Annotated in this window: 13 protein-coding genes; 5 read left to right on the top strand and 8 right to left on the bottom strand. The window is 56.2% G+C overall.

Translation table 11 applies throughout. From position 1 onward, the window contains the following. Positions 1-122: 122 nt before the first annotated feature. From ssuD to BEI65_RS14770, 3 genes are read left to right on the top strand one after another with little or no spacing between them, the layout of a single operon-like run. Positions 123-1283: an FMNH2-dependent alkanesulfonate monooxygenase gene (gene ssuD / locus BEI65_RS14780; protein WP_099063980.1), complete on the top strand. Its 1161-nt coding sequence runs from the start codon at positions 123-125 to the stop codon at positions 1281-1283. Positions 1284-1300: 17 nt separating this feature from the next. Further along, positions 1301-2392, top strand: coding sequence for a dimethylsulfone monooxygenase SfnG (gene sfnG / locus BEI65_RS14775; RefSeq protein WP_099063979.1), 1092 nt, complete (start codon positions 1301-1303; stop codon positions 2390-2392). After that, on the top strand, positions 2385-3785 hold the full coding sequence (locus BEI65_RS14770; RefSeq protein ID WP_099063978.1) for an FAD/NAD(P)-binding protein: 1401 nt from the start codon (positions 2385-2387) through the stop codon (positions 3783-3785). Before sfnG ends, BEI65_RS14770 begins: the two co-directional genes overlap by 8 nt. A gap of 37 nt (positions 3786-3822) precedes the next feature. Here the strand turns inward: BEI65_RS14770 and BEI65_RS14765 are convergent, their stop codons facing one another. The 6 genes from BEI65_RS14765 to BEI65_RS14740 form a co-directional block, all read right to left on the bottom strand. After that, on the bottom strand, positions 3823-4287 hold the full coding sequence (locus tag BEI65_RS14765) for a DUF1456 family protein (RefSeq protein WP_099063977.1): 465 nt from the start codon (positions 4285-4287) through the stop codon (positions 3823-3825). A gap of 103 nt (positions 4288-4390) precedes the next feature. Then, positions 4391-5290, bottom strand: a complete 900-nt coding sequence (phnE, locus tag BEI65_RS14760) for a phosphonate ABC transporter, permease protein PhnE (protein ID WP_085115793.1) — start codon at positions 5288-5290, stop codon at positions 4391-4393. Next, positions 5287-6150 (bottom strand): phosphonate ABC transporter, permease protein PhnE, encoded by an 864-nt coding sequence (gene phnE, locus BEI65_RS14755; RefSeq protein WP_099063976.1) that lies wholly within the window; start codon positions 6148-6150, stop codon positions 5287-5289. Before phnE (BEI65_RS14755) ends, phnE (BEI65_RS14760) begins: the two co-directional genes overlap by 4 nt. Positions 6151-6228: 78 nt before the next feature. Beyond that, the gene (gene phnD / locus BEI65_RS14750) at positions 6229-7161 is read right to left on the bottom strand and encodes a phosphonate ABC transporter substrate-binding protein (RefSeq protein ID WP_099063975.1); all 933 of its coding nucleotides are present in this window, start codon (positions 7159-7161) and stop codon (positions 6229-6231) included. Positions 7162-7205: 44 nt separating this feature from the next. Then, positions 7206-8039 (bottom strand): phosphonate ABC transporter ATP-binding protein, encoded by an 834-nt coding sequence (gene phnC, locus BEI65_RS14745; protein WP_099063974.1) that lies wholly within the window; start codon positions 8037-8039, stop codon positions 7206-7208. Between the two features lie 119 nt (positions 8040-8158). Next, a complete protein-coding gene (locus tag BEI65_RS14740) occupies positions 8159-9181 on the bottom strand; it encodes a zinc-binding alcohol dehydrogenase family protein (RefSeq protein WP_198404451.1) in 1023 nt (340 codons plus the stop codon). Between the two features lie 137 nt (positions 9182-9318). On the opposite strand from BEI65_RS14740, the gene BEI65_RS14735 reads away from it, so the two are divergent. Both BEI65_RS14735 and BEI65_RS14730 read left to right on the top strand, forming a co-directional pair. Further along, the gene (locus BEI65_RS14735; protein WP_099063973.1) at positions 9319-10224 is read left to right on the top strand and encodes a GntR family transcriptional regulator; all 906 of its coding nucleotides are present in this window, start codon (positions 9319-9321) and stop codon (positions 10222-10224) included. Positions 10225-10450: 226 nt separating this feature from the next. Next, a complete protein-coding gene (locus BEI65_RS14730) occupies positions 10451-11809 on the top strand; it encodes an MFS transporter (protein ID WP_099063972.1) in 1359 nt (452 codons plus the stop codon). Between the two features lie 39 nt (positions 11810-11848). Here BEI65_RS14730 and trpS read toward each other — a convergent pair whose 3' ends face one another. Next, positions 11849-12856, bottom strand: a complete 1008-nt coding sequence (trpS, locus tag BEI65_RS14725; RefSeq protein ID WP_099063971.1) for a tryptophan--tRNA ligase — start codon at positions 12854-12856, stop codon at positions 11849-11851. A gap of 158 nt (positions 12857-13014) precedes the next feature. Beyond that, positions 13015-13950, bottom strand: coding sequence for a LysR family transcriptional regulator (locus BEI65_RS14720; RefSeq protein WP_099063970.1), 936 nt, complete (start codon positions 13948-13950; stop codon positions 13015-13017). Between the last annotated feature and the right edge of the window lie 106 nt (positions 13951-14056).

Genomic DNA, 14056 nt, shown 5'->3' with positions numbered 1-14056 from the left:
CCCACTAATAATTAACAAAAAATAAGAAAGTCATTTCTGGCATGCTTCCTGCTAAGTTGTTTATAACCAAGTCTGGATATTCTATGGAATAAATTAAGATATCGTTATATAGGAAACGGATAATGAGCGAAGCACAGGCTGACAACATCAACGTTTTTTGGTTTTTACCGACCCACGGTGACGGCCGTTATTTGGGCACTGCCGAAGGAGGAAGAGCCGTCGATCTGCCTTATTTACAACAGGTTGCTTTGGCGGCAGACAGTCTGGGTTATTACGGCGTGCTGATCCCCACCGGCAAAAGCTGCGAGGATTCCTGGCTGGTCGCTGCCGCACTGGCCCCAATCACCAAACGTCTGCGCTATCTGGTCGCTGTGCGCCCTGGCTTGCAGCCCCCCAGCCTGGCTGCACGGATGGCTGCCACGCTGGATCGTCTTTCGGAAGGCCGTCTGTTGATCAATGTAGTCACCGGTGGCGACCCGGTGGAAAACAAAGGCGATGGGATTTTCCTGAGCCATGCCGAACGTTATCAGGTCACGCGTGAGTTTCTGGAGGTTTATTCCCGCCTGTTGAAAGGGGAAAAGGTCGATTTCCAGGGTGAGCATCTGCGGGTGGAAGGCGCTGAGGTACTGTTCCCGCCGGTGCAGGAGAACGGGCCACCGCTGTTTTTTGGCGGTTCGTCTGAAGAAGCGCTGGAGGTGGCGGCCGACCAGATCGATACCTATCTCACCTGGGGAGAACCGCTCGAACAGGTGGCGGAGAAAATTGCCGTGGTCCGTCAGCGGGCAGAAGAGCGCGGCCGCACCCTGGACTATGGCATTCGCCTGCACGTCATTGTGCGCGAAACCGAAGAGAAAGCCTGGGCCGCCGCCGACAAACTGATTGCCCACCTGGATGATGAAACCATCGCCGCCGCGCAGAAGATTTTCTCGCGCATGGACTCGACTGGCCAGGCCCGTATGAGCGCCCTGCATGGCGGTTCGAAGGACAGTTTACGCATCGCTCCCAATTTATGGGCTGGAGTAGGACTGGTACGTGGGGGCGCGGGTACGGCGTTGGTTGGCAATCCGCAACAGGTTGCGGCACGCATTCGAGAATATCAGGCGTTGGGGATCACCAATTTCATTTTCTCGGGTTACCCGCATCTGGAAGAAGCGCACCGATTTGCCGAGCTGGTGATGCCGCTATTGCCGCTGGCGATGAACAGCGTGAAACGTCAGCGCACGGTCAATACCGGGCCGTTTGGAGAAACCATCGGTGGCGATCGTCGTCCGGTGAAAAAGTAAAACTGAGGAGCCACACCATGAGCAATGAACCGATTAAATTCGCCTACTGGGTGCCTAACGTCTCAGGCGGGCTGGTGATCAGCCAGATCCCTCAGCGCACCGGTTGGGATGCCGACTATAACCGCAAGCTGGCCCAGATAGCGGAGCGCGCCGGGTTTGACTATGCCCTGACACAGATCCGCTTTACCGCCGGTTATGGTGCCGATAACCAGCACGAGTCGGTGACCTTTTCACAAGACCTGCTGGCCGTGACCACCAGGCTCAAGGTGATTGCCGCCCTGTTGCCTGGCCCATGGAACCCGACGCTGGCGGCCAAACAGATCGCCACCATCAGCCACCTGTCCAACGCGCGTATTGCTGTCAATATCGTTAGCGGTTGGTTCCGCGGCGAGTTTAAAGCCATTGGCGAACCCTGGCTGGATCATGAAGAGCGCTACCTGCGTTCGGAGGAATTTATTCGCTGCCTGCAGGGCATCTGGCAGCAGGATAGCTTCACTTTTGCCGGCGATTTTTACCGTTTCCGCGACTATTCATTGAAGCCCAAACCCCTCGATCCCCAGCCGGAAATTTTCCAGGGTGGCAGCTCGAGAGCCGCGCGGGATATGGCAGCACGGGTCTCCGACTGGTACTTCACTAACGGCAATACTCCGGAAGCTATCCGCCTGCAGGTTGAGGATATCCAGCTCAAGGCCGCAGAAAACCAGCACCGGGTAAAGGTCGGCGTCAATGGCTTTGTGATTGCCCGCCAGACGGAGCAGGAAGCACAAAGCGTGCTGCGTGATATCCTTGATCATGCCAATCCCGATGCGGTGAAAGGCTTTCAATCCGAGGTTAAAAATGCCGGCAGCGCTTCGCCAGAGGGCGAAGGCAACTGGGCTAAATCAACGCTGGAGGATCTGGTGCAATATAACGATGGGTTCAAAACCAACCTGATTGGCACGCCGCAGCAGATTGCACAGCGGATCATCGCGCTGAAGCAGGCGGGGGTAAATCTGATGCTGCTCGGCTTCCTGCACTTCCAGGAAGAGGTGGAGTTTTTTGGCCGCGAAGTGATCCCGCTGGTGCGTGAACTGGAACGTCAACAGCAGCCGGAACTGAGTCATGGCTGACCAGCAGATTGTCATCATTGGTGGCGGTTTTAGCGGCACGGCGCTGGCTATCCACCTGGCGCGACTGGGAGAAGCCGGGCTGAAGGTGACAATTATTGAGCCTCGTACTCAGTTGGCGCAAGGCGTCGCTTACGGCACCCGCGATCCGGCGCACCGCATTAACGTCCCCGCCGCACGGATGCAGCTTTCCGCAGAGGAAGAAGGCGATTTCGACCGTTGGTTCCGGGCTTCTGCCGCCTGCCAACAGGATCCCAAGGCACTCTGGTCGGATGGGAGCCTCTATCCGCAGCGGGGCCAGTTTGGCGCCTATATCGCCGAAAAGCTGGCCACGGCGATGGAAACCTCCGCGGTGCAGGTTACCCACGTTCAGGACTACGCCGTTGCTCTGCAGGACGGTGTGGTACTGACCGCTTGCGGAAATAAATACCCTGCGGATGACGTGGTGCTGGCCATCAGTCATCCGCCGCCGGCCGTACCCAAACAGCTTCAACAAGCGCTGAAAAATCATCCGGGGCTGATCGCCAATCCCTGGCAGGTTGACGCACTGGCCGAGGTGGATAATCAGGCTCGGGTGGCTATTATCGGTTCCGGTTTGACCATGTCGGATGTGGTGGCCTCACTTCACCGCCAGGGACATCGCGGACCGATCCTGGCTTTCTCACGGCGCGGTCAACTTCCCCGGCCAAACCTGACCGGTGACTATGCCGCGCGGCCGCTTGATTACCAGCGTCCGCAGGCGGCTACCGCCCGTGGCTGGCTGCGACGAGTTCGGCAGGAAGTCCGCCAGGCAAAGGCAGAGGGGCTGCCCTGGCAACTGGTGCTGGATGACATTCGCTCCCACGGCCAACAAATTTGGCAACAGTGGTCGCTGAAGGAACAGCGGCGTTTTCTGCGACATCTTCGCCCCTGGTGGGACGTGCATCGTTACCGCATCGCGCCGCAGGTCAGCGAGGTGCTGACGCAGTTGCAGCAGACCGGGCATCTTAAGGTGCTGGCCGCCCGCCTGCAGCAGGTCGCAGTGGATAAAGGGGCGATCGTCCTGAGTTTAAAAGCGCGCGGTAGGGGCATTGCGGAAACGCTGTTGGTGGATCAACTGATTGTCACTACCGGCCCTGCGCACGGTGCGTTGCTGGAAAGTGATGCTTTGCTGAAACAACTCGCAACGCAGGGGCTGATCCAACCCGATCCGCTGGCGTTGGGAATTTGGGTCGATGCCTATTCCCGGCCTATTAACCGCCAGGGCCAGAGTCAGGCTCACCTGTACGTGGCAGGCCCCGCCGCCCGTGGCCGTTTCGGCGAGCTGATGGGCTTGCCGCAGGTGGCGCAACACGCAGAATCGCTGGCGCAACAGCTGCTGGCCCCCTCTCCCCCGAAACCAATAAAAAAGGCGTAATCTTTCGATCACGCCTTAATCACCACCGGGGTGTTATTTATGCACCACGAAGACGTTGCGCCAACCCTTTGAGGAAGTAACGCAGCATCTGGTCGCCACAAGGACGGAAGTTTTTGGTGCCTTCTTTGCGGAACAGCGCACTCAGTTCCGGTTTGGAAATGCGGAACTCCACGGCGGTGAAGATCTGGTGCATGTCGGTATCTTTCAACTCGAAGGCTACGCGCAGCTTTTTCAACACCAGATTGTTGGTGACAGGCAGTTCCACTTCCGGCGCCGGGAACTTGTCGTCCTTACCACGCTTGAAGAACACCAGACCGTTCAGGAAGTGTGCCATCACTTCGTCCGGACAGTTTTCGAAACCTGGCTCACCTTCCTTGATGACGTAAGTGCTCATTGCCGAGACCGCAACGTCGAAATTATCCAGCTTGATAATCTCAACCATTTTCGCGTCGTTAATATTCAGCATGTAGCGCACGCTGCGCAGCACGTCATTGTTGATCATAGAATTGCCTTTAGCTTGTAAACCGGAAGGCGCGCACATTGTAATACCCTATACTGCTGCGCCTTGAATATGTGCGGCAGTATAGGGATCAGAGCCGTGTTTCTCAATCGATTTGGCTTTTTTGCTGATACAGCGGGATGTCTTCGCCAATGATGTATTTATTGCGCAGGATGGATGAGACCTTATCCATAATCATCACCACCACCACCAGGATCAGGGTGATAAACATCACCACGTCCCAGTTCCACAATCGCATGTTCTCCGCATACACCAGACCGATACCGCCGGCGCCGACGAAGCCCAGCACCGCAGCAGAACGGGTGTTGGATTCAATCTGGTACAGGCTGAGCGCTAAAAATGTGGGGAACGACTGGGTAAAGATACCGTAACGGTGCTTTTGCAGCCCGTTAGCGCCCACCGCCGTCAGACCCCGGCTGGGGGATTTATCTACCGCTTCATGCCCTTCGGCGTACAGTTTGCCGAGCAGCCCGACGTCCTGCATCACAATCGCCAGCACCCCGGCCAGCGGCCCCATGCCAACGGCGCGTACAAAAATCAGCCCCCAAATCGCCATGTCGATACCGCGCAAGACATCCAGCAGGCGGCGCACCAGCACCGAGATCGGTCGCAGCAACGGCGTCGACATCACGTTGCGCGCCGCAAAGAACGACAGCGGCAAGGCGATCAACGAAGCAGTGATAGTGCCGGCGAACACGATGCCGATGGTGATAAATATCTGCTGGAAGTAGTACATGAACGGCCAGTTGACGAAATCGTGCCAGACGAACATGCGCATAAAGTAGCGGCCTAGCTGATGACAGCCGTTAATAAACTGCGGCCACGAGATACCAAAAAACTGGAAGAAAAACAGGTAATACAGTGCAATCGCCACCGCCACAATACCGATGGTGCGCAGGTAGCGGCGCTGCTGTGAAAATATCTCCGGATGCTGCTGTTTGAGCGTTTGCAGCTTTTCCGCCGAAATAGTGGGTGCCGTTATCATTTTTTCCCCTCCACGACCCGTTTGCGCAGTTCACCTGAGGTGTAATCAAGCAGCGAAACTACCAGGATAATCAGCAGCAGCGTCATGCTGACCTGATCGTAGCGATCGAGTTTGATGTTGGTCATCAGCTCCTGACCGATGCCACCCGCCCCCACCAACCCCAAAATGGTTGACTGACGGAAGTTGATTTCCAGCCGCATAAAGCTGTACGAAAGAAACACCGGCTTCACTTGGGGCCACATGCCAAAACGCATGCGCTGCAACGGGGTCGCACCGCAGGCCATCAGCCCGCGTACCGGCTTGTTGGAGGCGGTTTCAATCGACTCATAAAACAATTTGGTCAGGCTGCCAATGGTGTGCAGCGCCAGCGCCAAAAAGCCGGGAATAGCCCCGATGCCGAACGCCATCACGAACATCACCGCCCACGCCAGTTCCGGCATGGTGCGTAAAAATGCCACCAGCGTGCGGATTGTCAGACGTAGCGTCGCCGGGCTGTGGGTGTTGTTGGCGGCCAAAAATGCCAGCACACCCGCCACCAGCACCGAAAGAATGGTCGCCGCCAACGCCAGCTGCAAGGTTTCCCAGATCAGCGGCAATTGAATGTTCAGCCGGTAACCCCAGTAGGCGAATGACCCTTCGGTGTGGCCATCGGCGAACAATAAGCGCCAGTGCAGGGTCGGAATGGTTTCCGCCAGATAGTCAAAGAAGTGGGGGATCGACAGCCACACGGTGTGCAGGTTGAACTCGGCGATGTTACCGGCGCCCAGGTAGAGCACCACCAGACCGAGCGACCAGATCAGCGTCTCACGCTTTTGCTTGCTGCGGATTTGCTGGTAATAGTGCGCAAAATCTTTATTCAAAATAGGTTTCCATCTTTATGCAACAAGGGGCTCAGCATGCTGAACCCCTTTGGATCAATCACGACGTAAAGGCGAGAATTAACGGTCGCCTTTGGTCAGCTCACGCTTCATATCGATGATGTTCTGGTATTCCGCCAGTGTGGTGTCGCCGATGTGTTGTTTGCCGCCCATCGCCTTGATAAAGCACTGGTGGTCTTCCTTATCCAGCTTCTTGATGGCAGTCACGACCTTGGCTTTGAATTCTGCCGGCAATGCATTGCTCACCAGGATTGGGCCGTTCGGGATCAGTGGCGACTGCCAGATAATACGGATCTGTTTCATCAGGTCCGGGTGATCCATGCGGATCATGCGGGTGAATGCTCCGCTGGTGTAGCCGGTATTGTAGTCGCCGATCATCGACGCCCAGGTCACTGCGCCTTCGAACTGGCCGTTCAGCACGCCGAGGACGTCCTGCTCATGGCCACCGGAGAAGGTCACACTGGAGAAAGCGTTGTTGTATTTATTGTCTACCGTGCCGCCGAACAGTTTCTTGAATTCCTGGTTCGGGATCAGGAAGCCGGAAGTGGAATCCGGATCGGCGAAGCCCACCGCCTTGCCTTTCAGGTCTTCCAGCTTTTTATACGGGCTGCCGGCTTTAACGATCACCACCGAGTGGTAACCACGGGATTGGTCAACGTCATCCACCGCGATGCCGACGATATCCACCGCTTTTGGATCCTTGATGTACACCGAAGCAAATGACGACGGCGACATGCTCAGCACCAGGTCAATTTTGCCGCCCAGTAGCCCCTGGATCACACCGGAATAGTCGGAGGAGTTGCGCAGCTTGGTGTCGACGCTCAGCTCTTTGTCCAGGAACTGTTTAACGCACTGGTTATCACCAATCTGCTGGGTGGCGTTTTGCCCACCGAGAATGCCCAGGTTCAGTACTTTAGGTGCGTCCGCTGCGGTAGCATTAAATACCATCATCGCGCCGGCCATCAGGGTGGTCAGACTCAATACTTTTTTCATTACTATGCCTTGTGTGTGTAAAGGTAAAAGTGAAAATAAGGGTTTCAATGGATTTGATTGGCTTCCTCGCCATACAGCTGGTGCAGTATCCGTTCGTTCAGTTGCGACGGATGACCGTCAAACACGATTTTGCCCTGAGCAATGCCGATCACCCGGGTGCAATATTCTTTCACCAGTTCGACCGAATGCAGATTCACCATCACCGCGATGTCGTTTTCGCTGACTTTTTGCAGCGCATCCATAATGCGGCGGGTATTTTTCGGGTCGAGTGATGCCACCGGCTCATCGGCCAGCAGAATTTTGGGGTTTTGCATCAGCGCGCGGCAGATCGCCACTCGCTGCATCTGGCCGCCCGACAGGTTCTCGGCGCGCTGCAACGCATGCGGCAGCATATTGAGCCACTGCAGCAGTTCTATGGCGCGGGCACGGTCGGCGTCGTCAAACAGTTTGAAGAAGGATTTCAGGGTGGAAGTGTGGCTCAGACGACCCAGCAACACGTTGGTCATCACGTCCAGCCGCGGCACCAGGCAGAAGTCCTGGAAAATCATGCCACAGCGTGAACGCCACTGGCGCATCTGGCGGGCGGTCAACTGGGCGATATCCTGCGCCACGCCGTCGTCTTCAAAATGCAGCATTTCGCCGCAGCTCGAAGGAATGGTGCCGTTCAGGGTATGCAACAGAGTGGATTTACCAGCACCGGAACGGCCGATCACCGCCACGAACTCACCCACGTGCAGGTCGAAGTTGATATCGTCCAGCACCCGTTGCTGAGATTTATAAGCTTTGCCTAAGCCTTTTACCGATAGCACCTTGCGGGATGACATCGGTTGTTGCCCTGGAAAGTCGGTCGTTGCAAGTTTTAACTGTGCCTGAGCCATATGATTTCTCTGGTTTCAGTGGCTAATCATTATGGGCACCTATTAACGAATAACTTTGTGACAACGGGATGATGGTTTTATGGCTGGGAAATGACGCGTGCCGTCATTTCCCATTGGGATTAAAAGCGAATAAGGCCTTTAATTAGCTGTTTGTTGTTGATGACCTGCGCTTCGTAATCCTCCGCCAGGCTGTCGAAATCAAAGTGATGGGTCAACATCATCTGGGCGGTGATCGCCCCCGTCGCCATTAACCGGCCGACCTTGACGAAATCCTCTTCGGTAGCGTTACGACTGCCCATCAGGGTGGTTTCCTTTTTGTGGAACTCAGGATCCGAGAATTGCAAATCCCCCTTGAACAACCCAACAAAAACGATGCTGCCGCCGTGACGGATCAGGTTGACGGCATGGTTCATTGCCTGCGCACTGCCGGTGGCGTCGATCACTTTCGCCGCCAGCATGCCACCAAACTGGCCGCGCAGCCTGGCCTCAAACTGATCGTCCAGTGGATTGAGTGCCGGCAGCTCCAGCACCCGTTCGACATGCCGTCGTCGTTCGGCGCTGGTATCAGCCACCACTACCTGTGCTCCATCGGCTTTGGCTATCGCCGCCACACCCAAGCCGATTGGCCCGGCACCTACCACCAATAACGGATCGTCCGGCGCGATGGCCGCACGGCGGACTGCATGGGCGCTGATGGCAAACGGCTCAATCAGGGCTGCCGCCTCTGGCGCTACGTCGTCCACCGCCAGCAGGTTACTGACCGGCACGCTGAGAAACTCGCTGAAGCCGCCGTCCTGATGTACACCAATCACCGAAATATTCTCGCAGCAATTGGTTTTGCCGCTCAGGCAGGCACCGCAATGATGACAGGAAAGATAAGGCATCACCGTCACGCGCTGCCCAATCCGCCAGCCCGTCGCTTGGTTGCCCAGACTGATAATCTCACCGCATATCTCGTGCCCCAGCACCCGCGGATAACTAAAGAAAGGTTGCTGACCGGACCAGGCGTGAATATCCGTACCACAAATGCCCACGGTAATCATTTTGATCACCGCCTCGGCCGGTGCGGGAAAAGGGGCCGGACGTTGCTGATAAATTAATTTCGTCGGTTGATCGAGCACTAATACTTTCATTGTTTTCATAACGTCCCCTCGGTTATTGGGAGAGTTATTAAATAAAAATGCCGAACGGCAATAAATTGGTGGGTAAATCTGTGAGGCAGTACAAAATAAACCGCTTTAAATTGGTTTTAAATAGATAAAAAACAGCCGAGGCTCATATGAGCAGAACCCAAAATCTGCGGCACAATGTCGTTAACCAGATGATTGACGGCATCAACAGTGGCCACCTGCGCTCGCCGCTGCCGTCTCAGGCTGCGTTGGCCGAAATGTACAACATCAGCCGCACCACGGTGCGCCATACGCTGACGCATTTGTTCCAGCGTGGCGTGCTGGAAAAGGTCGGTGACGACTATGTTATTTTACGCCAGCCGCAGTCGGACGACGGCTTCGACTGCCAAAGCCCCTCCCTGGACGAGCAGGGGAAAAGGTTCGAGAAAGCGTTCTATCAGATGATCAATCAGAAGCAACTGCGCGCCGGAGACAGCTTCAGCGAACTGCAACTGGCGCGGGCGGTCAACGTCAGCCCGGTGGTGGTGCGGGAATTTCTGCTGCATTTTAGCCGTTACAATCTGATCGACAGCGTCAAGCGCGGGCAGTGGAGCATGAAACAGTTTGACCAGCGCTATGCCGAACAACTGTTTGAACTGCGACAAATGCTGGAAACGCACGCCCTTTCCCACTTTATCAATCTGCCGGCGCACGATGAACGCTGGCTGCAGGCCAAAGAACTGCTGAGCCGCCACCGCCAACTTCGCGAAAGCATCAGCGACCACTATCGCCTGTTTTCCCAGTTGGATCGTGACTTCCACGGGCTGATCCTCTCCGCCGCCAACAACCCGTTTTTCAACCAGTCGCTGGAGATCATTTCGGTGATTTTTCATTTCCACTATCAGTGGGATGAGACCGATCTGAAACAGCGCAATATCATTGCCATTGAAGAGCACATGACCATTCTCAGTGCGCTGATCTGCCGCAACGATCAGGAAGCCATCAACGCGCTACACCGCCATTTGGATACCGCCAAACAGTCGATGATCCGCTCCCTCAATCAGGCCATCGCTTGAGCTGCCGGGGTGTTTTTTACTGATAAAAAACACCCCGGCATGATTTAAAACCGATAAAAAGCAGCAAAATACTGGCTGCCGCACGGAACCGCGACAAAACTTAGTGCCTAAAATATTTCGCCCTCTAGGCTTACTGCCGACCACCTGCCAATACCTTCACTAAAACACCATCCAGGGGAATACCCGGAATAATAAATATTATTAATGCGAGATTCTGGAGGACGAAATGGAAAGAAGTAATACGATTAACGCCGGAAAGGAACAGGCTGAACCCTATTCCGATCACATAATTCCTATGCCACCCGAGGGCATGCTGGTTCGCTCGGCCAGAATTAAAAAAATTCAAACTACGGCCATGTGTTTGTTATTTCTGGCGGCAATAATTAACTTTCTTGATCGCAGTTCACTCTCGGTGGCGAACTCTACCATTCGGCAAGAAATGGGCCTGAGCGGCACCGAAATCGGCTTGCTGCTTTCGGCATTCTCCCTGGCCTACGGTATCGCCCAGTTGCCTTGCGGCCCATTGCTGGACAGGAAAGGCCCGCGCATCATGCTGGGGATCGGCATGTTTGTCTGGTCAGTGTTCCAGACGCTGTCCGGCATGATCCACAACTTCACCCAGTTTATCTGGGTGCGTATCGGGTTGGGGATCGGTGAAGCGCCGATGAACCCGTGCGGCGTGAAGGTGATCAACGACTGGTTCAATATCAAGGATCGCGGTATGCCGATGGGCATTTTCAATGCCGCTTCGACCATTGGGCTGGCGATCAGCCCGCCGATCCTCACCGCCATGATGCTGGCCTTCGGCTGGCGCGGCATGTTTATCACCATCGGCGTGTTGGGCATCGCACTGTCGATCGGCTGGTACATGCTGTATCGCAACCGACAGGACGTCAGCCTGAGTGCCCAGGAACAGGCCTATTTGAATGCCGGGAGCGTCAGCGCAAGGCCAGAACCGATGAACTTTCGCGAATGGCGAGCGCTGTTCAGGAATCGCACCATGTGGGGCATGATGATCGGCTTTAGCGGTATCAACTACACCGCCTGGCTGTATCTGGCCTGGCTGCCGGGTTATCTGCAGACCACTTACCATCTGGATTTGAAAAGCACCGGGCTGATGAGCGCCATCCCATTCCTGTTTGGTGCCGCTGGCATGCTGTCGAACGGCTTTGTCACCGACTTTCTGGTGCGTCGTGGTATGGCGCCGTTGAAAAGCCGTAAAATTTGCATCGTCGCCGGCATGCTGCTGTCCGCTTCCTTTACCGCCGTGGTCGCTCAGGCCACCACCACCTACAGCGCGGTGTTGTTGATCGGCATGGCGCTGTTCTGCATCCACTTTGCCGGCACCTCCTGCTGGGGGCTGATCCACGTGGCGGTGACCTCCCGCATGACCGCCTCGGTCGGTAGCATTCAAAACTTCGCCAGCTTTATCTTTGCCTCGTTCGCGCCGGTAGTCACCGGTTGGATCCTGGATACCACTCACTCGTTCAGCCTGGCGCTCACCCTCTGCTCCTGCTTCACCGTGATCGGCGCGCTGTCGTATATCTTCGTGGTCAAACAGCCGATCGTTGACAGCGCAGCCTGATGTTTTGCTCACGCCCCCTTTTCCACCGGGGGCAAACCTTCAGCTCAGGGAGAAGAAATCCAACCCCAGCGCGGCCTTCACCCGCACCAGCGTCTGCCGACTGACCTGGTCGGCGCACCGGGTACCCTGCTGTAAAATGCGCAGCAGTTCGCCCTTGTCGGCCAGGTAATCGGCCCGGCGAGTGCGGATCGGCTCCAGCAGACTTTGCAGGCAGTCTTCCAGCAGGCGTTTGATTTTCATGTCACCCAACCCGCCACGGCGATAGTGTTCCTTCAAATCCGCCACCAGCACGGCGTCATCACAGAAGGCATCCAGATAGGTGAACACCATGTTGCCCTCCACCTGGCCGGGATCACTGACGTTCAGATGACCCGGATCGGTAAACATGCTCATTACCGCCTTGTGCACCTGATTGGCATCAGCCCCCAGGGTGATGGTGTTACCGCGTGATTTCGACATTTTACCCTGCCCGTCCAGCCCCGGCAGTCGGCTAACGTTGCTCAGTAAGGGTTGGCACTCCGTCAAAACCTGCTGGCCGACAATGCGATTGAAACGTCGGACAATTTCATTGGTTTGCTCCAGCATCGGCAGTTGATCCTCGCCGACCGGCACGTGAGTGGCACCAAAGGCGGTAATATCCGCCGCCTGGCTGACCGGATAAACCAGAAAACCGGCCGGCAGGCTGCGGGAGAAGTCCTTCTCGATGATTTCACTTTTCACCGTTGGGTTGCGTTCCAGCCGCGCCACGCTGACCAGGTTGAGGTAATACATCGTCAGCTCGGCCAGCGCCGGTAGCGCGGATTGCAGGCAAATGGTGGTTTTCTGCGGATCGATGCCAACCGCCAGATAGTCGGCCACCAGATTAAGCACGTTGGTGCTGATTTTTTGCGGGTTATTGCCGTTATCGGTCAGCCCCTGCAGGTCTGCCACCAATACCGTTTGCTGATGCTGCTGTTGCAGCTCAACGCGCTGACGCAGTGAACCGACGTAGTGGCCTAAATGGAGAGATCCGGTGGCGCGATCGCCGGTCAGAATGGTGTAGCTCATTGCCTTGCTCCTGAAAGTAAAGACACCACCGGATCAACGCAATAAAAATGCCGCCAGAACCGGCGGCATTAAAAAGAGGTGTGAATACCCGTGCCGCCTTTAGAGGAGGCGCCACCAGGACTGGCTGTGAGTGGAGTGCATCGGCATATTCATGGCTTTTAGGCTACGCTCCCGGCAGCCGTGTTGTCAATAACCGCAGGTTGCCAGATTGCCGCCTGCTCACGGGCTATGCGACAAAATGCCTCGCTCAGCGGTGACGGTGTGCGCCACGCCAGCGCCAACGTATAGGGTACCGGGCTGCCGGCACCGCTCAGTTCACGGAACACTACCCCGGGAGACTGCAGTACCGCAAACAGGGCCGGCATCAGTGCGATCCCCACGCCTCCCGCCACCAGCCCGCCAATGGTCTGCATCTGTCGCGCCTCCTGCACGATACGCGGGCTAAACCCCGCCACGGCACAGGCCTGCAGGATCGCCGCATGCATCCCCGGCCCGTAATGCGCTGGAAACAATATCCAGGACTGATCGGCCAGACTGCTCAACGTGACTTGCTGCTGTGTCGCCAGTGGGTGGTTTTCCGGCAACGCCAGCACCATGCGATCGTACAGGAAAGGCAGCATCTGCAAGCCCTCCTGTGGCACCACCGGCAGCACTACCATGCCAATGTCGGCACGGTCATCACGCAGTGCGATCAGTTGCTCGGCGGTAGTGGCCTCCTGCAAATGAAACTCCGCCTGCGGATGCGCCTGACGAAACTGCCGCAGGATCCCCGGTAACAGAGCGTTCACCGTGCTGTCGACAAAAGTCAGGCGCAGCGATTCCGTCAGACCACGTGCCGCACGCTGGGTATTGCCGAGGGTGCGATCAAACTGCGCCAGCGTGCGCCGTGCCTCAATCAGAAATACCTGCCCCGCTTCGGTGATCCTGGTGATGCGGTTGCCGCGCTCCAGCAAAAGCACCCCCAGTTCCTGCTCAATTTTTCTGATGGCGGCGGTCAGCGGTGGCTGTGCCATATGCAAGCGCTCGGCGGCACGGTGAAAACTCATTTCTTCCGAGACGGCGATAAACTGCCGCAGCTGACGTAGTTCAATCACACGATACCTTTTTCATATTTTGGGAGCATAAATAGAGTATTGGATGTATCAACAGCAAAAGCCAATACTTTTCCAACCGCAGAACACCGACGCCATTCCGGCACGG

Origin of the sequence: Serratia sp. BW106 (genome assembly GCF_002607755.1) — a bacterium.
Classification (GTDB): domain Bacteria; phylum Pseudomonadota; class Gammaproteobacteria; order Enterobacterales; family Enterobacteriaceae; genus Serratia; species Serratia proteamaculans.
The sequence above is the reverse complement of the archived record's forward strand: the minus strand, read 5'-3'. Positions and strand labels throughout refer to the sequence as shown.